The sequence below is a fragment of the Streptomyces sp. RPT161 genome, assembly GCF_027533845.1.
GTDB lineage: Bacteria > Actinomycetota > Actinomycetes > Streptomycetales > Streptomycetaceae > Streptantibioticus_A > Streptantibioticus_A silvisoli_A.
In genome coordinates this window covers 131,452-148,638 of sequence record NZ_JAPZVN010000014.1, presented here as the reverse complement: position 1 = coordinate 148,638, position 17,187 = coordinate 131,452, and the positions used below count along the sequence as shown (strand labels likewise).

15 protein-coding genes, 2 tRNA genes and 1 pseudogene are annotated in these 17,187 nt (G+C 70.4%); 7 read left to right on the top strand and 11 right to left on the bottom strand.

The features are described from left to right. Positions 1-25 precede the first annotated feature (25 nt). From O5O46_RS24830 to O5O46_RS24815, 4 genes are all read right to left on the bottom strand, one after another. Positions 26-1,801, bottom strand: a complete 1,776-nt coding sequence (locus tag O5O46_RS24830) for a glycosyl hydrolase family 18 protein (RefSeq protein ID WP_443072614.1) — start codon at positions 1,799-1,801, stop codon at positions 26-28. A 160-nt stretch (positions 1,802-1,961) separates the two neighbouring features. Further along, positions 1,962-3,071, bottom strand: a complete 1,110-nt coding sequence (locus O5O46_RS24825) for an LLM class flavin-dependent oxidoreductase (protein ID WP_269857769.1) — start codon at positions 3,069-3,071, stop codon at positions 1,962-1,964. Positions 3,072-3,286: 215 nt separating this feature from the next. Next, positions 3,287-4,036 (bottom strand): maleate cis-trans isomerase family protein, encoded by a 750-nt coding sequence (locus O5O46_RS24820; protein ID WP_269857768.1) that lies wholly within the window; start codon positions 4,034-4,036, stop codon positions 3,287-3,289. 52 nt (positions 4,037-4,088) lie between these two features. Then, entirely contained in the window at positions 4,089-4,994 is a 906-nt protein-coding gene (locus tag O5O46_RS24815) for a maleate cis-trans isomerase family protein (RefSeq protein ID WP_269857767.1), read from the bottom strand. A 182-nt stretch (positions 4,995-5,176) separates the two neighbouring features. Between O5O46_RS24815 and O5O46_RS24810 the strand changes: the two genes are divergently transcribed. Together O5O46_RS24810 and O5O46_RS24805 are read left to right on the top strand one after the other, a co-directional pair. Beyond that, positions 5,177-6,142 (top strand): D-2-hydroxyacid dehydrogenase, encoded by a 966-nt coding sequence (locus tag O5O46_RS24810; RefSeq protein WP_269857766.1) that lies wholly within the window; start codon positions 5,177-5,179, stop codon positions 6,140-6,142. A gap of 30 nt (positions 6,143-6,172) precedes the next feature. Beyond that, the gene (locus O5O46_RS24805) at positions 6,173-7,552 is read left to right on the top strand and encodes an amidase (RefSeq protein WP_269857765.1); all 1,380 of its coding nucleotides are present in this window, start codon (positions 6,173-6,175) and stop codon (positions 7,550-7,552) included. On the opposite strand, the gene O5O46_RS24800 is transcribed toward O5O46_RS24805, so the two are convergent. Then, positions 7,533-8,033 (bottom strand): DUF3830 family protein, encoded by a 501-nt coding sequence (locus tag O5O46_RS24800; RefSeq protein ID WP_269857764.1) that lies wholly within the window; start codon positions 8,031-8,033, stop codon positions 7,533-7,535. The genes O5O46_RS24805 and O5O46_RS24800 overlap by 20 nt on opposite strands. A 173-nt stretch (positions 8,034-8,206) precedes the next feature. On the opposite strand from O5O46_RS24800, the gene O5O46_RS24795 reads away from it, so the two are divergent. The 3 genes and pseudogenes from O5O46_RS24795 (at position 8,207) to O5O46_RS24785 (ending at position 10,659) form a co-directional block, all read left to right on the top strand. After that, a complete protein-coding gene (locus O5O46_RS24795) occupies positions 8,207-9,040 on the top strand; it encodes a DsbA family protein (protein ID WP_269857763.1) in 834 nt (277 codons plus the stop codon). Positions 9,041-9,428: 388 nt separating this feature from the next. Then, positions 9,429-9,545, top strand: a pseudogene (locus O5O46_RS24790) (L-cystine ABC transporter ATP-binding protein YecC); the annotation flags it as partial. Between the two features lie 355 nt (positions 9,546-9,900). Beyond that, positions 9,901-10,659: an IclR family transcriptional regulator gene (locus O5O46_RS24785; protein ID WP_269857796.1), complete on the top strand. Its 759-nt coding sequence runs from the start codon at positions 9,901-9,903 to the stop codon at positions 10,657-10,659. A gap of 54 nt (positions 10,660-10,713) precedes the next feature. Here the strand turns inward: O5O46_RS24785 and O5O46_RS24780 are convergent, their stop codons facing one another. Next, positions 10,714-11,853: a carbohydrate-binding protein gene (locus O5O46_RS24780; protein ID WP_269857795.1), complete on the bottom strand. Its 1,140-nt coding sequence runs from the start codon at positions 11,851-11,853 to the stop codon at positions 10,714-10,716. Between the two features lie 204 nt (positions 11,854-12,057). Between O5O46_RS24780 and O5O46_RS24775 the strand changes: the two genes are divergently transcribed. Together O5O46_RS24775 and O5O46_RS24770 are read left to right on the top strand one after the other, a co-directional pair. Continuing rightward, positions 12,058-12,133, top strand: a tRNA-Lys gene (locus tag O5O46_RS24775). A gap of 270 nt (positions 12,134-12,403) precedes the next feature. After that, positions 12,404-12,476: transfer RNA gene (locus tag O5O46_RS24770), tRNA-Lys, on the top strand. Between the two features lie 44 nt (positions 12,477-12,520). Here the strand turns inward: O5O46_RS24770 and O5O46_RS24765 are convergent. From O5O46_RS24765 to O5O46_RS24745, 5 genes are all read right to left on the bottom strand, one after another. After that, positions 12,521-13,378 (bottom strand): ABC transporter permease, encoded by an 858-nt coding sequence (locus tag O5O46_RS24765; RefSeq protein WP_269857762.1) that lies wholly within the window; start codon positions 13,376-13,378, stop codon positions 12,521-12,523. Next, positions 13,338-14,174, bottom strand: coding sequence for an ABC transporter ATP-binding protein (locus O5O46_RS24760; protein ID WP_269857761.1), 837 nt, complete (start codon positions 14,172-14,174; stop codon positions 13,338-13,340). Before O5O46_RS24760 ends, O5O46_RS24765 begins: the two co-directional genes overlap by 41 nt. Next, positions 14,174-14,623 (bottom strand): MarR family winged helix-turn-helix transcriptional regulator, encoded by a 450-nt coding sequence (locus O5O46_RS24755; RefSeq protein ID WP_269857760.1) that lies wholly within the window; start codon positions 14,621-14,623, stop codon positions 14,174-14,176. Before O5O46_RS24755 ends, O5O46_RS24760 begins: the two co-directional genes overlap by 1 nt. Positions 14,624-14,685: 62 nt before the next feature. Next, a complete protein-coding gene (locus O5O46_RS24750; protein ID WP_269857794.1) occupies positions 14,686-15,849 on the bottom strand; it encodes a low temperature requirement protein A in 1,164 nt (387 codons plus the stop codon). 139 nt (positions 15,850-15,988) lie between these two features. Continuing rightward, a complete protein-coding gene (locus tag O5O46_RS24745; protein WP_269857759.1) occupies positions 15,989-17,185 on the bottom strand; it encodes an NAD(P)/FAD-dependent oxidoreductase in 1,197 nt (398 codons plus the stop codon). Positions 17,186-17,187 lie beyond the last annotated feature (2 nt).

The window sequence follows — 17,187 nt, the reverse complement described above, 5'->3', positions numbered from 1 at the left end:
GGGGGGAAGGCGGTCCGGCGCGGACTCAGCAGGCGCCGAGGTCCTGCCAGACGCCCCACTGGCCGGTGGTGCCGGGCTGTTCGCCCTGCGTCCACCACTTGGCCTTCCAGCTGTGTCCGCCGTACGAGACGGTGTTGCCCGCGGTGTAGATCGCGGACTTGTCCCACGGCGCGGCGGTGCAGGTGCCCGGCGGGGTCGGGGTCGGGGTGGGGGTCGGCGTCGGGGTGGGGGTCGGGCTCGAACTGCACGACGCGGCCGAGCCGTTGGTGTCGTTGACGGTGTCGTTGAACAGCGACGCGCTCTGGTCCAGGTCGTAGAGCGAGAACATCATGGTGCCGCCGAGCCCGTTGCAGTGCAGGTAGTCGGCCTTGGCCTGGATGGACTGGGCGTCCTCGCCGGACCAGAAGTTGTTGCCGTCGTAGAAGTACGCCGCCTGCGCCGCGGGGTCCCAGAAGGTGTCACCGGGGTTGTCGACGATCCCGGCCAGCTCCTTGTACATCCTGATGCCCGGTACGTTCCCGGAGTCGGCGGCGCCGGCGGCCGGTCCGGTAGCGCTCTGGAACAGGCCGTGGTTGCTGCCCGCCGGTACGCCGGTCCAGCCCCGGTAGTAGAACGGCACCCCGAGGTTGAGCTTGTTGGCCGGGAAGCCGCCGGGTATGCCGTACTGCTGGTCGCCCACGGTGTAGGCCCGGATCGCCGCGTCGTCGGAGTACTTCTCGGTGCCCGGGGCGATGGGCTGGCTGGGGTCGTTGGGGTTGTCGTAGACCGGCGCGGCGTGGTTCGTGGGCCCGGTGGCCTCCCAACCGCCGTGCATGTCGTACGTCATGACGTCCCCGAACGTCAGGTACTGGCCGATCTTGTCAGTCTGCACATTGGTGATCTTGTCCTGGCCCGCGGGGATGGCCGCGCTGAGGGCGTAGCTCTTGCCGTCGGCCTGGCCCTGGGCGTCCAGCTCCGAGCGGAACTCGGCGAGCAGCGCGGTGAAGTCCTGCTTGTCGGCGGTGCTGGAGTGGTTGCCGACGTGTCCGCCGCCGCCCGGGTACTCCCAGTCGATGTCGAAGCCGTCGAAGATGCCCTTGGCGGTACCGGGGCCGCCGTAGCCGCCCTGCGAGGGCAGGTTGCCCTTGATGAACATGTCGATGCAGGACGAGACCAGCTTCTTGCGCGAGGCGTCGCTGGCCGCCGCGTCGGAGAAGTACTTGGAGTACGTCCAACCGCCCAGCGAGAGCAGCACCTTCAGGTGCGGATTCTTCGCCTTGAGCTCCTGGAGCTGGTGGAAGTTGCCCGCGATCGGCTGGTTCCAGGTGTCGGCGGTGCCGTCCACGCTGATGTCCGAGCCGTAGGACTTCTGGTAGTCGGCGAACGAGTCCCCGGCGCCGTCACCGGCGTTGGGGTCGTTCTCACCGCCTGGATCGGGGTCGGTGGCCTTGGTGGTCTCGAAGCAGGTGAGGTTGGTGGGGTCGATGTTCTCGAAGTCGTAGATCAGATAGTCGAGTTTGCCCGCCATCCCCTCGCTGTCGACGTTCTTGGGGTAGAAGGCGTTCTGGTAGATCGACCACTGGTCGTAGTACGCGACCTTCAGGCCGCCGCTGGTGGCCGCCGCACCGGTGGTGTTGGCCGCGGTCGCGGCGTGCACCGCGGGCCGGACGGCTGACGACGCGTCGGCCTGCGCGGCGACGCCGAGACCGGCCGCGGCCAGTGCCAGCACGGACAGCGCGGCTGTCAGTGGTCTGCTGGGGCTACGGGAAAAGCGCACGTGGGGGACCTCCTGGGCAGGGTGGAGGCCGGGCGGAGGGGGCATGGCCCCCGCTGTTTCACCGGCTGGTTATGGAAATACCGACCGGTCAGGTCCACGTCAATGGTCTGGACTAATCTTGGACTAGACCATTTTCCGGGCAGCGAGAGGTCCAGGCCGGTGGGGTGCGACCCACCGATCTGGACCACCGTTGAACGTGGAAGCGTCAGCCGCGCGCGGCGGGCAACTCGTAGGCGTCGGCGATCAGTTCGAGCGAACGCAGCCGGGCGTCACCGCCGTGCGCGTTGGACGTGATCATCAACTCGTCGGCGCCGGTGCGCTTCCGCAGCTCGTTCAACCCCTCGCGCACCGTCTCGGGCGTGCCGTACTCGACGTCCGCCAGCCACGAGTCCACGAACTCCCGCTCCATCGGGCTGAACGGGTACCCGTCCGCCTCCTCCGGCGTGGGCACCAGACCGGGGCGGCCGGTGCGCAGCCGCAGCATCGCCAGGGCACCGGTGAGCACCTGGCGGCGGGCCTCCTTCTCCTCCTCGGCGGCGAAGGCCTGCACCCCTATCAGCGCGTACGGGCGGTCCAGTACCGCCGACGGGCGGAAGGTCTCCCGGTACAGCTCCAGTGCCGGAACCGTGTTGCGCGCGGAGAAGTGGTGCGCGAAGGCGAACGGCAGCCCCAACTCGCCCGCCAGTCGTGCGCTGAACCCACTGGACCCCAGCAGCCACACCGGCGGCCGGTGCGGCGACTGCACACCGCCGGCCACACCGCCCTGGACCGGCCCCGGCACGGCATGGATCCGCCGGTACGGATGGCCGTCGGGGAAGTCGTCGTCCAGGAAGCGGATCAACTCGGCGAGCTGCCGCGGGAAGTCGTCGGCGGCCTCGCGCAGCGCGTCGCTGCGGCGCAGCGCCGCCGCCGTGGCGCCGTCCGTACCCGGCGCGCGGCCGAGACCGAGGTCGACGCGGCCGGGCGCCAGCGCCTCCAGGGTGCCGAACTGCTCGGCGATGACCAGCGGCGCGTGGTTGGGCAGCATGACGCCACCCGAGCCGAGCCGGATGGTGTCGGTGTGCGCGGCGATGTTGGCCAGGATCACGGCCGGGGAGGAACTGGCGACTCCCGGCATGGAGTGGTGCTCGGCGACCCAGAACCGCTGAAAGCCACGGGCCTCGGCCAGCCGTGCGAGCGCCGCGCTGGTGCGCAGCGCCTGCGTGGCGGTCAGCCCGCTGCCGACGGTGGCCAGATCCAACACGGACAACGGCACGGGCGCGGTGCCTCGCACCGTCCCGCGGATCTCGTCCCCGTTCTGCCGCTCATCAGCCACGACGCCGTGCCTCCCGCTCGCGTTGCCTCTACTGCGAGCTGCTAACCGGATGCTGGCTCCGGTTATTCCCGGTGTTTTGTTCCCGGTGTTCGCGGTCCGGGCGAGGACCGCCCCGGCACGGCCCGCGGGATCCCGCTGCAGCCACGCCTACGTCTCCGGCGGCGGGGCAAGGGCCAGCCCCCGACGGGCGGCAGCCGCGCCCGGCGGTGCCGAACTCATCGTGGGCCGGTGGCGTCCCCGGCCCCCACGGGAGCGAACAACGCGCCCAGCCCCGGGCGGGAGCGTTCCGCGCCGATCAGCCGCAGGCCCTCCCAGACGGTGACCTGGTTGGCGGTGAGCACCGGCTTGCCGAGCGCGGACTCCAGGTCGCCGAGCCAGGCCGCCGTGTGCAGCGCGGTGTCCGGCAGCAGCACCGCTTCCGCGTCCGGGTGGTCACCACCCCGCGCGAGCCGCAGCACCTCGTCGCGCCCCCACGTACCGACCTCGGCGGCGGTCACGATGCCGCTGCTCAGGGCGCTCACCACCGAGACCCCGGCCTCGGCGAGGAATGCCGCGAAGCGCTCGGCCACGTCCCGCGGATACGTCGCGGCGACCGCGACCCGCCGCACGCCCAGCGCCCGTACCGCGTGCGCGAAGGCGAACGAGGTCGAGGACGCGGGCAGTCCCGCCGCCCGGGACAGCTCCCGTACCTGCTCGCCCGCGCCCGCCCAGCCGAAGACGAAGCTGGCGGAGGTGCACGCCCAGACCACGGCCCGCACACCCGTACCGGCCAACTGCCGGGCTCCGGCGGCGAGTCGGGTCGCGGAGCCCATCTCCAGGAGCGCGTCGACACGGTGCGCGTCCTCGCCGATGTCGGTGTGCACCAGCGGTAGTCGGACCGGCGGTCCCGACGCGGCGAGCAGCCGTTCCAGTCGCGGATAGTCGTCCTCGGCGGAGTGGCCGGGATAGAGGAAGCCAACAGCCATACCCCCGCCCCTTCCCACATGTTCCGGCGACACACCAGCCGGTGCGGCGGCGTCAGTTGACGAGCGGATCCTCCGGTGGCGGCGGTGGATCGAGGGCGTCGAACACCTCCGCGTCCCCGAACGGCTGCCCGGCCAGGGCGACTTCGGGCAGCGCCGAGGCCTCCACCGCCGGGAACGGCTCCACCGGCAGCCCCACCACCAGCCCGGTCCCGGCCCGCGCCGAGTTGTCCAGCAGCGCCTGGTACGGGCCGACGGCCGCCGCGCCGATGCGGCGCAGCGCCGCCCACATCGTCACCTGGTTCGCGGACAGCACCGGCAGCCGCAGCTCCGCCTCCAACTGCGGGATCACGTCGTACGTCGGCAGGTTGGTGCAACTGATGAACAACGCGTCGGCCGCGCCCACCACCGCACTGCGGGCCATGTCCACCACATCGCGGTACGGCACCTGCCAGATCTGCCGGGTCAGCCCGAGGTAGGCCCGCCCCGTGACCGCGATCCCGGCCTCGCGCAGGAACGCCTCCAGGGAGTCGGTCACCGACCTGGTGTACGGGGTGACCACCGCGACCCGGCGGGCGCCGATCTCGCCCAGCGCCGCCAGCAGCGCGCCCGAGGTGGTCACCGCGGGCAGCGCCACCCCCGACGCCTGGCTCATCGCCGCGCTCATCGCCCGCTCGCCCGCCACCCCGCCGACGAAACTGCCCGAGGTGCACGCGTACGCCAGCGACTCCGGCTGGACGGCGTGCAGCGCCCGTACCGCCTCGCGCAACGTCTCGTGCTCGCTGACGATCCGGGCCATGTCGAGGCTGACCTCGACCGGTACGAACGGGGTACGCGTCAGGTGCAGTGACACATCGTCCGGCACCCAGCGCCACAGCTCGCGGTCGAGGGCGAAGTCGAACGGCGCTACGACACCGACACCGCGCTGCGGCAACGGCCCGCCGAGGAAGGCGATGTCCAACGGAGGTCCCCTTTGCGGACGCATGGCGGAATGAGGGGCTAAGCGCGACAAGTGGTATGCACAGGAGGATTGTTGACACGGTAGATACGGATTCTTAGCGTGGTCAATCCATCCACCGGACAACGAACGCCAAGCGGATTTCCACCAGCGGCACTTGGGGCGGCGGCCCCGGAAAGGGACGGGTGGGCGGAATTTCCACGGTACTGGTGCTCGGCGACGAACCTCCCCCGCAGTTGGAGCGGCTGCCGTCCGGCACCCGTGTCGTACGGGCGGAGCCACGGCGGCTGACGGACCAACTGGGCTCGGCCGACGTGGTCCTGGTGTGGGACTTCACCTCCGACGCGCTGCGTGCGGCATGGCCGGAGCACGGCCCGGTGCCGGCCTGGGTGCACACCGCGAGCGCGGGTGTGGACCGGGTGGTCTTCCCCGCACTGATCACCGCGCGCACCGTGCTGACCAACGCCCGGGGCGTCTTCGAGCAGCCGATCGCCGAGTACGTCACCGGACTGGTGCTGGCCCTGGCCAAGGACTTCCAGGGCACCTGGGAGCTGCACCGGCAACGCCGGTGGCGCCACCGGGAGACGATGCGGGTGGCCGGATCCCGTGCGGTGGTGGTGGGCGCCGGTCCCATCGGGCGAGCGGTGGCGCACACCCTGGCCGCGCTGGGCGTCCGGCTGGACCTGGTAGGCCGCACCGGGCGGGACGACCCGGAGTTCGGCCGCGTGCGGGGGCGCGCCGAACTCGAGGCGCTGCTGGCGGAGGCGGACTGGGTGGTGTGCGCGGCGCCGCTCACCGAGGAGACCCGGGGAATGTTCGACGCGGCGGCCTTCGGGCGGATGAAGGGCTCCGCACGCTTCGTGAACGTCGGCCGCGGCCCGCTGGTGGTCACCGATGACCTGGTCAAGGCACTGCTGGAGCGGCGGATCGGCGGTGCGGTGCTGGACGTCTTCGAGGACGAGCCGCTCGACCACGACCACCGGCTGTGGGACGTACCGGGTCTGCTGGTCTCCCCCCACATGAGCGGTGACACCTTCGGCTGGCGTGACGAGCTGGCCGAGCAGTTCCTGGACAACTTCGACCGCTGGACGTCCGGACGGCCACTGTTCAACGTGGTGGACAAGCGGCTGGGTTACGTACCCGTGCCCTGAAGGACCGGTAAGGACAGGAGGCCCTCTGCTATGACCGACCTGTACGAACTGACTGCCAGCCAACTCGTCGCGGGATACCGCTCCGGCGCGTTCTCGCCCGTCGAGGCGGTGCGTTCGGTGCTGGAACGCGTCGAGGCGGTCAACGGGACCGTGAACGCGTTCTGCCGCGTGGACGCCGACGGAGCTTTGGAGGCCGCCCGGGCGTCAAGGGAAAGGTGGCGGCGCGGCGAGCCGACCGGACTGGTGGACGGGGTGCCGGTGTCGGTCAAGGACCTGCTGCCGCTGCGCGGCGCGCCGACGCTGCGCGGTTCGCGCACTGTGGATCCGGCGGGCGGGCCGTGGGACGAGGACGCGCCGGCGGTGGCCCGGCTGCGCGAGCACGGCGCGGTGTTCATCGGCAAGACGACCACCCCGGAGTTCGGCTGGAAGGGCGTCACCGACGGCCCGCTGTACGGCGTGTCCCGCAACCCGCATGATCCCCGGCGCACTTGCGGCGGCTCAAGCGGTGGCAGTGCGGCGGCGGTCGCCCTGGGCGCGGGGCCGTTGAGCCTGGGCACTGACGGCGGGGGGTCGGTGCGGATTCCCGCCGCTTTCTGTGGCGTCTTCGGACTGAAACCCACCTACGGGCGGGTGCCGCTGTATCCGGCCAGTGTGTTCGGCACGCTGGCACATGTGGGGCCGATGACCCGGGACGCGGCCGACGCCGCCCTGATGATGGATGTCATCAGCGCCCCGGACTGGCGCGACTGGTCGGGGCTGCCGCCCCAAACCGGCTGCTTCCGCGACGAGTTGGCCGGCGGGGTGGCCGGGTTGCGGGTGGCCTACAGCCCCGACCTGGGAGGTTCGGTGTCGGTGGCACCCGCGGTGGCGGCGGCGGTACGGCGGGTGGCTGACCGGTTGGCGGAGCTGGGCGCGCGGGTGGAGGAGGCGCATCCGCCGTTCACCGACCCGGTCGAGGCGTTCCATGTGCTGTGGTTCAGCGGAGCCGGGCAGCTCGTTGCCCAACTGCACCCCGAGGACCGCGAGTTGCTGGACCCCGGACTGGCCGAGATCGCCGAGCAGGGCGCTCGTTACAGCGCGTTGGACTACGTGCGCGCCGCCCAGGTGCGGATGGCGCTCGGCCAGACCATGGGCGGCTTCCACCAGAAGTACGACCTGCTGCTGACGCCCACCGTGCCGCGCACCGCCTTCGCGGCGGGCCTGGAGGCGCCGCCGGACGCGCCCGGTCACCGTTGGACGAGTTGGACCCCGTTCACCTACCCGTTCAACATGACCCAGCAGCCGGCGGCCACGCTCCCCTGCGGCACGGACCCCGAAGGGCTGCCCATCGGAGCCCAGTTGGTGGCCGCCCGGCATGCCGACGCCCTGGTGCTACGCGCCGCGCACGCGCTCACGCCCGACGGAAGGTGAGCGTCTCCCCCAGCGCCCCGCCCCGCCACAGGTCGTGCGCCGCGGCGGCCATCCGGTCCAGGCCGTCCACCACCGTGCCCCACACGGTGCCGGGCACGAAACCGGTGTCGGCGTTGAGCAGCAGGTTGTTGCGCTCGTAGAACAGCGCCAGGTCCACCACCCGGGAGTGGCCCGCGTGCCCCGCCGAGCTGCCGTAGCCGTAACTGGCCGTGCCCAGCAGGGTGTCGGTGAACGAGAAGTACATCAGGTCCCCCGGGATCGGGGTGATCGTCGGGTTCTCCAGCGGTGGTTCGCCGTCCGCGAAGGCGGGCAGCAGGGTGTAGACCTCGTTGCGCGCGTACTTGGCGTGGTACACCTCGCCCGCCAACGGCAGCGCCTCCCAGACCGCGGCACAGGTCAACGGCGCGCGGTCGTCCAACAGCCGTACCCGGCAGGCCACCGCCCGCTTGGCGAGCCCGATCTCAACGAATCGTTCCATCAACTCCACCTCCAGCGTGCGTCCCCTGGACCCCTTCCCGTACGGACGCGGCCCCAAAGCCCGCTTGGGTGACCGATAAGTGATGGTTGTAGTTGAACTATGACCTATATGGCTATCGGGTAGGTTCGAAGGAGACCATCTACTGACACGGCGACCAGCAGGAGCAGCCCCCCTTCATGAGCAGCAGGAACAGTTGGCAGAACAAGCAGTCGGCACGTGAGCGGCTGAAGGCCGAACGGGATCGTCAGGCGCGGCGGTCCAAGCTGCGCCGCCGCCTCGGCATCGGCGCGGTCGCCGTCGCCGCGGTCGCCGCGGCCGCCGCGGGCGTGGTGTTCGCCAGCTCGGCCTCCGGCTCCGGCGAGCACGACGACTGGGCCCGGGTCCCCACCGACGCCGCGGCCAAGCCGCTGAAGACCCCGCGGAACGTGGCCGCCGACGGCGTGACCGTCCCGTACGGCGACCCGCACAACGGCAAGGTGCTGGCGGTCTACGAGGATCCGCGCTGCCCGATCTGCAGGATGTTCGAGCAGACCGACGGCGACGAGGTGCGCAAGCTCGCCGACCAGGGCAAGTACCGCGTCGAGTACCACTCCGCCACGTTCCTGGACCGCACCGAGGACGAGAGCGGCTCCAAGACCGCGCTCGCCGCCCTCGGCGCCGCGCTCGACCAGGGCGGCCTGCCGAAGTACCTGGCGTACAAGAAGGTGCTGTTCGAGAACCAGCCCGACGAGCAGACCGACCGCTTCGCGGACACCGACTACCTGCTGGACCTGGCCGGAAAGGTGCCGGGGCTGAAGACACCGACGTTCGAGCGCGAGGTCCGCGACGGAACGTTCGTTCCCTGGGCGGTGAAGACCGGCAAGGCGTTCAACGACGCCAAGGACCGCGACGGCAAGCCGATCGGCGGCACCCCGTCGGTGCTGCTCAACGGGGCGCGGCTGAACGTGCTGACCCAGACCGGGCCGGTCTCCCCCAAGGACTTCACAGCCGAGGTCGAACGGGCGCACTGACCCCAGCTCACCGGTCGGCCCGTGACCGTGCGCCGGTCACGGGCCGACCGGTCTCGACGCGCGTGCCCCCCGCGAGCCCGGACCAAACAGGTGCGGCACCGACCGCCGTCAAGGGCAATTCCGAAGAAGCCACGCACCATGCGGACATCTCCAGGTCAGACGCCTCAATGAAGTGGCCGCCGGGGGCATCGGGATTCAGAACAACACGAAAAGCCATGACATCCCCTGCTGCAAGATTGACACCGCAACGACAGCCCCAGCGGCCTGGTGGGAATCAAGGCGGCACCGTACCGCTGCTTCACCGCAACCACTCTGACGCTGCGCGGCCCGCTGGCATCCGCGGATCGGTGAGTTGGCCCGCTTCGAACAGGTCCCGGCCGCCGGGCCGGTGTCGCGTAATGTCACCGAAGCGCCGCTGCGTGGGCTCGGACTGAGCAAGGATGAGCTTGAGGAGCGCGCCAAGGGACCGTTGAAGACGGTGGGCCTCGACGGGTGTTCGAGTCGGCTGCGCCGAAGGGGATTTCCGGCGCAGCGGAACACTCGGGAAGCCTGGAATTCCTCCGGGCACTCCGCTGAACTGCCCGGATACCACGGCAATCCGGCGGGTGCCCAAGGGGCGACCGGGTAATCCGAAGGACCATACCGGCACGGTTCTTGACTTAGGCATATGCCAGAGTGATACGTCCCTGCATATACGCGCGAGAACCCTCATGGAAGTACGCAACCAGGGCTCTTGGCACTCCGGTTGGGGCTATCGTGGAAGCCGGTCCACTGCCGGGGCCCGGTCCGCCGATCTCCTCGGCCGGTGCCCGGCAGTCGCGACCATGACGCAAAGCGGTCACACCTGCGAGGGGGACACCGTGTCGCTGGAGCACCGACAGACCGCGCCGGCCTACGCGGCGGTCCAGTACGCAATGCGCGTACTGGCGACCGTGGACCGCCATGGCCGCGGCGTGACGGCCGACCAGCTTTCCCGTGACATAAGCGTGCCCGTTGACTACCTGGCCCCGCTGCTCTCCATGTTGAAGAACGAGGGCTACCTCGATCTCCAACCCGACGGTGCCTACGTGGTCGGCGAATCGGCTGTCCTGCTCGGTAGCAGCACCCGGCAGCGCGCCCTGAGCGACAAGCTCAAGGCGATCCTCGCCAGGTTGCGCGACGAGGTCGGCGCGGCGGTCTACTTCAGCCGCTACGACGACGGCGAGGTCCGCATCATCGACTACGCGGACGGCCCGGCCGCGCCCAAGGTCAACGAGTGGGTGGACTTCCGGGACGCCGCGCACGCCAGCGCCGTCGGCAAGTGCCTGCTCACCCAGCTCGACGTGAACGGACGCCGGGACCATGTGTCGCGGCACAAGGTGGCGCGCTTCACGTCCAAGACGATCACGAACGAGCGGGTGCTGTTCACCACGTTGGACAACCAGCCCTCCACGGTGCCCACGCTGGACCTGCAGGAGTACGCGGTCGGCACGGTCTGCGCCGCGGTTCCGATCAGCATCGGCGCGTCGGTCGGCTGCCTCGCCGTCTCGATGCCGCTCGACCGGGCCCATCATCTGCGCAAGGCGGCGGACACGCTCAACAAGCGTGCGGCGCCTGTGCTGTTGTCGCTGTCGATCTGAGAACGTGTGACGGGCCAGGCAGCTGCCTGGCCCGTCACTACGGAATTGCGTGCCCTAGCAGGGGCCTTCGTCCTGCCAGACGCCCGAGCCGCCGGTGGAGGGCGCCTCGCCCTGCGTCCACCACTTGGCCTTCCAGGTGTGGCCGTTGTACGAAACCTCGTTACCGCCGACGTAGACGGCGGTGCTGCTGTACGCGGGCGCGGTGCACGGCCCGGTGGGCGGCGGAGTCGGCGTGGAGGTGGGCGGGTTCGAACCGGCGAACTTCACCGAGTACTTGGTGAAGTCGTACGCGCCCTGCGGCACGCTGCTGCACGTTCCGGACGTCTTGCCGTTGTTGTCCGGTGGGGTGCACTGCCGGTCCCGGTTGACCGACCAGAAGGTGTAGCGCGCCATGTGGTGGCTGGTCGCGTAGTCCAACACCGTCTGGAAGTCTGACTGGTAGAAGTACTCGCCGCTGTCGCTGCGGCCGTTCATCTGCGAGATGCCCTCGTGCGCGTACGCGGTGGCCGCGTCCCAGCCGAAGGTCGACTGCAGTATGGAGTTGAAGTTCGTCAGCGCGCTGGTCTGCGCCGCCGCGCCGTTGAAACCTCCGTCGAACGGCATGATGGAGAAGTTGTTCGGGGTGAACCCCTGGGACTTGGCCTCGTTCAGCATCTGCTTGCCGAACCAGCCGGTGCCGTCCGCGGTACCCGCGGTGGTCACCGAGAGGTAGATGCCGGGGTTCTGCTGCTGAAGGATCTTGGCTGCGCCGATCTCGTTGTGGATGGCGGCGGAGTTCTCGTACTCCGGCTCCTCCAGGTCGAAGTCGATCGCCTTCAGCCCGTACTTGTCGATCACCTGCTGGTAGGCGGCCGCGGTGGCCTGCGGTGTGCCGCAGGTCTGGCCGAGCTTGGTGCCTCCGTAGCCGCCGACGGACGCCGAGACGTCGCCACCCTTGGCGCGGATCCCCGAGATCACGTTCGCCACGGCGGTGTCGGAGGAGACCGCGTCGGTGCCGCCCCAGGTCGCCGAACAGCCGCCGCCGTTCGGTGCGAGGACGAACGCCAGCTGGAAGGCCTTGAGCCCGGTGGCGTCCATCACGGCGCCCGCGTCCGGGGGGTCGTTGTCCAGCGGCATCAGGTACGGCGCCGCCGCGTACCAGTTGGCGCCGACCCCGCCGGCGTCGGCCGGGGCGGCGTGGCTGGTGGCCGCCATGGTGGTCAGGGCACCGACGGCGAGGGTGGCCGCCGATACGGCGGCGGCCAGGGTCTTGAGTCTGCTGGGCACAGTGCTGCCTCCTGTGGGGGTGGAGGTGGTACAGACCAATGCCCCACAGGGTGTACCCGTGACGCGATCACGTCAATAGATCGGGCTGGTCATGAGCACCCTCCCGGATCCGGTAGAGTTTCTGTTGAGCGAGCGCCGCTAGCTCAACTGGCAGAGCAGCTGACTCTTAATCAGCGGGTTCGGGGTTCAAGTCCCTGGCGGCGCACCAAAGCCCCACATGCTTGCATGTGGGGCTGACTGCTTTTGGTGGTCCGGGCTGGGGCCTCATGGGGGCTCGCCCCCGCGCCCCTCCGGAAGCTCCACCTCCGGCCCCCAGACGGCCTTTGCCCGGCGCCCCCGCCGGGGTCTGGCCTGCACCCCGGTCCGCCGGTCTGCACCTGCACCCTCGGCCCGCACCCGCCCGCCCCGGGGTGGGCGGGCGAGCACGGCGGCCATGGTCATGGCCATGGGCTGTGGTCAGGTATTATTTCTTCCGCTGGCGCCGCTAGCTCAACTGGCAGAGCAGCTGACTCTTAATCAGCGGGTTCGGGGTTCAAGTCCCTGGCGGCGCACTTTTCACGTAGGGCCCCTCACGTAACGCGAGGGGCCCTACTGCTTACCGTGCCAAGCGGCTGAGCAGGGACGATGCCGCCGTGATCCCCAGCGCCGCCGCGACGGCCAGCACCCCGAAGTCCATCCCCAGATGCGCCGGGGTGCGGATGAGCAGCCCGCGCAACGCGTCGACCTCATAACTCAGCGGATTGATCCGGCTGACCACCCGCAGCCACCCAGGCATCACGGACACCGGGTACAGGGCGTTGGAGCCGAAGAACAGCGGCATGGTGATGGCCTGGCCGATGCCCATCAGCCGGTCGCGGGTGAGCACGATGCCCGCGATCGTCATGGACAGGCAGGAGAAGAACGCCGAGCCCAGCAGCACCACCCCGGCCACACCCAGCAGTCGAAGCGGATTCCAGGTCAGCGCGACGCCGAGCAGTGCGGCGATCACCACCACGACGACCGCCTGGATCAGCGACTTCACCCCCGCCGCGAAGGCCTTCCCGGTCACCAGCGCGGCCCGCGGGGTGGGCGTGACCAGCAGCTTGGTAAGGATCCCGGAGTCCCGCTCCCAGATGATCATGATGCCGTAGAAGATCGCGATGAACATCGCGGACTGCGCGATGATCCCCGGCGCCAGATAGTCCAGATACGGAATGCCACCGGTGGGGATCGCCCGGATCCGGGTGAAGGTCTCACCGTAGATCAACAGCCACAGCGCGGGCTGTACGGCGCGGGTGTACAGCTCGGTGCGGTCGTGCCGCAGCTTCTGCAGCTCGACCACGCACATGGCGAGGATCCGGGCGGGCACCACCCGCCAGCCGGTGCGCGCCCGTGGCGGCACGAGCAGCAGGTCGAGGCCCCGGTCGGCGCCGTCAGCTGACGCGGGACGCGGTGCGGCGGGTACGGCGGACATCGCGGAACTCTCCTCCCTGGGCGTCCAGCCCGCTTCCGGCGACGTCGCGGAAGACGTCCTCCAAGGTGGGCGCCCCCGTGCCGCCCCGGCGGTCACGGAGATCGGCCTTCAGCGCCTCCGGTGTACCCAGGGCGCGGATCCGGCCGCGGTGCATCAGGGCGACGCGGTCGCAGTACTGGTCGGCCTCGTCCATGTAGTGCGTGGTCACCAGCACCGTCATGCCGGTCGCCGCACGGACGGCGTTGATGTGGTCCCACACACTGGTGCGGGCGATCGGGTCCAGGCCGATGGTCGGCTCGTCCAGCATCAGCAGCCGGGGCGCGCTGACCAGTGCCTGGGCGAGTTCCAGGCGGCGGATCATGCCCCCGGAGTACGTGCCGGCCATCCGGTCGGCGGCCTCGGTGAGGTCGACCGCTTCCAGAGCCTGCGCCACCCGGTCCGCCCGCTCGCGCCGGCCGACGTCGAAGACCCGGGCGAACAGCGCCACGTTCTCCCGTCCGGTCAGCGAGGCGTCCGCGGAGAGCTGCTGCGGTACGTAGCCGAGCAGCCGCCGCACCGCCATCCGCTCCCGCGCCGGGTCATGGCCGAAGACCCGCACCATTCCGGCGGGTACCGGCAGCAGCGTGGTGATGCAGCGGATCGCGGTGGTCTTGCCCGCACCGTTGGGGCCGAGCAGCCCGAAGACCTCACCGGCGGCCACGGTCAGGTCAAGGCCGTCGACCGCTCTGGTCTCCCCGAAGGAGTACGCCAGCCCGCGGCATGCGAGGGCTTCGGCTATCGGCTCGTCGTCGCTCATCAGCCCACCTCCTCGTGCAGGCCCTCGGCGAGCCTGCGCAGCGCAGGAATCGCGGCGGCCAGCGCCGCCCGGTCCTCCTCCGACAGCCGCTCCGCCTGCCGCCGCACCAGTGCGGTACGGCGCGCCGCCCAGTCCCGTAGCCGCGCCTCGGCGTCCGGGGTGGGCAGCAGCCGGGTGGAGCGCCGGTCGGCCGGGTCGGTCTCCCGGTTCAACAGCCCTGCCTTCACCAGCTGGTTGACCAGGGTGGAGACCGAATTGCCCGCCAGATAGAGCTCCTTGGCCGCCGCCGAGACACGTATTCCGGGCTCGGCGGTCACCAGCCGCAGCAGTTCGATCTGCGCGCCGCGCAGTCGGGGGGCCGGCATGTCGGCCCGCAACCTGCGCCGGATCAGCCGTTGGATGCCGGTGAGGACATCGGTCAGTGCGTCGGGTAGCTCCGCTGCCGCCATACAATAATTTTAGCTCTCCATACGAGATATCTGCCAGGCTGGGAGCCAGGAACCGGTTGCCACTACGCGTTCTGGCGCGCCCCTTCGAGCTCCGCGCGCACGATCCGCGCGCGGAACATCACCCCGAGTGCCACCGCGAGCGCCCCCACCACTCCGGCCAGCGGCACCGCCGCGTGCCCGGCCAGGGTGCACGCCAGTACCGCCACCGACGCGACGGGCAGCACTGACTGATGGAGCAGACCGCGCTTGTGGAACCGGGTGTGCAGCAGCCACACCGTGAACAGGTACACCGCCGACGGCACGGTGACCGCCGCGGAACCGGCCGACGCCGGGATGTGCGCCACACCCACCGCCTGCTCGACGGCCACCTCGATGCCCGCGCCGATCGCGGCGGCCGAGGCGAAGACCAGGTAGTGGCCGTACCCCCACAAGAACGCCTCCCGGTTGCCGCGCAGGCGTTCGTGGATCGGCACCGAGAAGTAGATCCACCACGCGGAGAAGACGATCAGCAGCCCACCGCCCGCGATCATCAGCAGTTGGCCGTGCGGCCGGTGCACATCGAGCGCCGACTGCACGGCGACCGTCGCCGCGGAGACCGTCTCGCCCAGCACGATGATGGTGAACAGGCCGTAGCGCTCGGCGATGTGGTGCGGATGCCACTGCGTGCGGGCGCCGGACTCGGCGATCGGCGGCACCAGCAGCTCGGCCACCACCATCACCAGGAACGCCCACACCGCCAGCCGTCCCGGCGGGAGCAGCAGCGCCAACCAGCCGATCTGGCACAGCGCCACTCCGCTCGCGTACCGGACAGCGGTCTGCCGGGCCGCCCCCCGCTCACCGGACGCGGCCCGCAGCCACTGGGTGACCAAAGCCAGCCGCATCACCAGGTAGCCGATGGCGACCACGGTGAAGTCGGCGCGGTCGAAGGCCCGCGGCACCCCGGCGGCGAGCACCAGCACTCCCGCGATCTGCACCAGCGTGGTGACCCGGTACGGCACATCGTCGATGTCATAAGCCGAGGCGAACCACGAAAAATTCATCCAGGCCCACCAGATGGCGAAAAACACCATCAAGTACCCGGCGATGCCCGCGCCCGCGTGCCCGGCCACCAGCGCGTGCACCAGCCGGGCTCCGGCCTGTGCCACCGCGACCACGAAACACAGGTCGAAGAACAACTCCAGTGGTGTGGAGGCCCGGTGCGCCTCGTCCCGGTCGCGGGCGGTCATCCGGCGGACCGGCAGTCCGGTCGACTCCCCGGTCACCGCCGCGGCTCCTGTCCGGCCGCCCTGGTATCAGTCGTCATGGCTGACACTCTCGGCCAACGTGCCGTCGGCGCCCCGCAACGGCACGCCGACGGCACCCGCCTCAGGCGAGGCCGCGCAGCATCAACCGCCAGTACAGCAACGGCAGTCCGTAACGCTTGAGGTACCACATGTCGCGCCGCTCACGGGTGGTGTCGATCAGCGGGATGGACGGTGTGTGCGCCATGGTGTAGTCGAACTCGGCGAGCAGCATCCGGTCCTGCGCGGTGGTGATGGGGCAGGAGGCGTAGCCGTCGTAGCGTGCGGTGGGTTCGCGTCCCGCCATCGTGGCCAGAAGGTTCCGCACCACGACCGGGGCCTGCTTGCGGACCGCCGCGCCGGTCTTGGAGTTGGGGGTGGAACCCGCGTCCCCCAGCGCGAAGACGTCGGGATGGCGTTCGTGGCGCAGGGTGTGCTTGTCGACCTGGACGTAGCCGGCCGGGTTGCCGGGGTCGGCGAGCGGGCCCTCCTTGATCCAGTCGGGAGCCGACTGCGGGGGCACGGTGTGCAGCAGGTCGTAGCCGATGGACTCGCTCGTTCCGTCGGTGTTGTCGACGATGACGGCCTTGCGGGCGGAGCCGTCGACCTCGGTCAGTTCGCTGCTCAGCCGGACCTCGATGCCGTAGCGGGCGGCCACCCTGGCCAGTTCGGCGGAGAACGCGGGCACTCCGAACATCGCCGCCGTGGGCAGCACCAGCACCACCCGGATGTCCTTGAGCACGCCCTCGCGCCGCCAGTGGTCGGCGGCCAGGTAGGCGATCTTCTGCGGCGCGCCGCCGCACTTGATCGGCCCGGACGGCATGGTGAACACCGCGGTGCCCTTGCGCAGTCCGCGTATCAACTGCCAGGTCCTGGGCGCCAGTTCCGGCAGGTAGTTGGAGGACGCGTACGGGGTGCGCACGGCCTCGGCCATGCCTGGGATCTTGTGCCAGTCGAGCTGGATGCCGGGGCAGACGACAAGCCGGTCGTACTCCAGCCGGGAACCGTCGGACGTGGTCACCGTGTGCGCGGCCGGATCGACGCTCGTCGCGCGGCCCTTGACCCAGCGGGTACCGCGCGGCATGACGGACGCCTCGCGGCGGGCGCTCTCGCCCAGCGCTGCCCGGCCGCCGCCGACCAGGGTCCACAGCGGCTGGTAGTAGTGCGTCTCGCTCGGTTCGAGCACGGCGACGCCGGTGGTACCGGCGCGCCGCAGCCGGGCCGCGACGGTGATTCCGGCGGTGCCACCGCCGATGATGAGGACCTTGGCGTGCTGTGTCATGG

What these genes read in the sequence shown, in the direction of transcription:
- O5O46_RS24830 (WP_443072614.1), bottom strand. Translation starts at nt 1,801, where the DNA reads ATGCCCCCTCCGCCCGGCCTCCACCCTGCCCAGGAGGTCCCCCACGTG.
- O5O46_RS24820 (WP_269857768.1), bottom strand. Translation starts at nt 4,036, where the DNA reads ATGGCTGTTGGCTTCCTCTATCCCGGCCACTCCGCCGAGGACGACTAT.
- O5O46_RS24805 (WP_269857765.1), top strand. Translation starts at nt 6,173, where the DNA reads ATGACCGACCTGTACGAACTGACTGCCAGCCAACTCGTCGCGGGATAC.
- O5O46_RS24795 (WP_269857763.1), top strand. Translation starts at nt 8,207, where the DNA reads ATGAGCAGCAGGAACAGTTGGCAGAACAAGCAGTCGGCACGTGAGCGG.
- O5O46_RS24780 (WP_269857795.1), bottom strand. Translation starts at nt 11,853, where the DNA reads ATGGCGGCCACCAGCCACGCCGCCCCGGCCGACGCCGGCGGGGTCGGC.
- O5O46_RS24765 (WP_269857762.1), bottom strand. Translation starts at nt 13,378, where the DNA reads ATGTCCGCCGTACCCGCCGCACCGCGTCCCGCGTCAGCTGACGGCGCC.
- O5O46_RS24760 (WP_269857761.1), bottom strand. Translation starts at nt 14,174, where the DNA reads ATGAGCGACGACGAGCCGATAGCCGAAGCCCTCGCATGCCGCGGGCTG.
- O5O46_RS24755 (WP_269857760.1), bottom strand. Translation starts at nt 14,623, where the DNA reads ATGGCGGCAGCGGAGCTACCCGACGCACTGACCGATGTCCTCACCGGC.
- O5O46_RS24750 (WP_269857794.1), bottom strand. Translation starts at nt 15,849, where the DNA reads ATGACCGCCCGCGACCGGGACGAGGCGCACCGGGCCTCCACACCACTG.
- O5O46_RS24745 (WP_269857759.1), bottom strand. Translation starts at nt 17,185, where the DNA reads ATGACACAGCACGCCAAGGTCCTCATCATCGGCGGTGGCACCGCCGGA.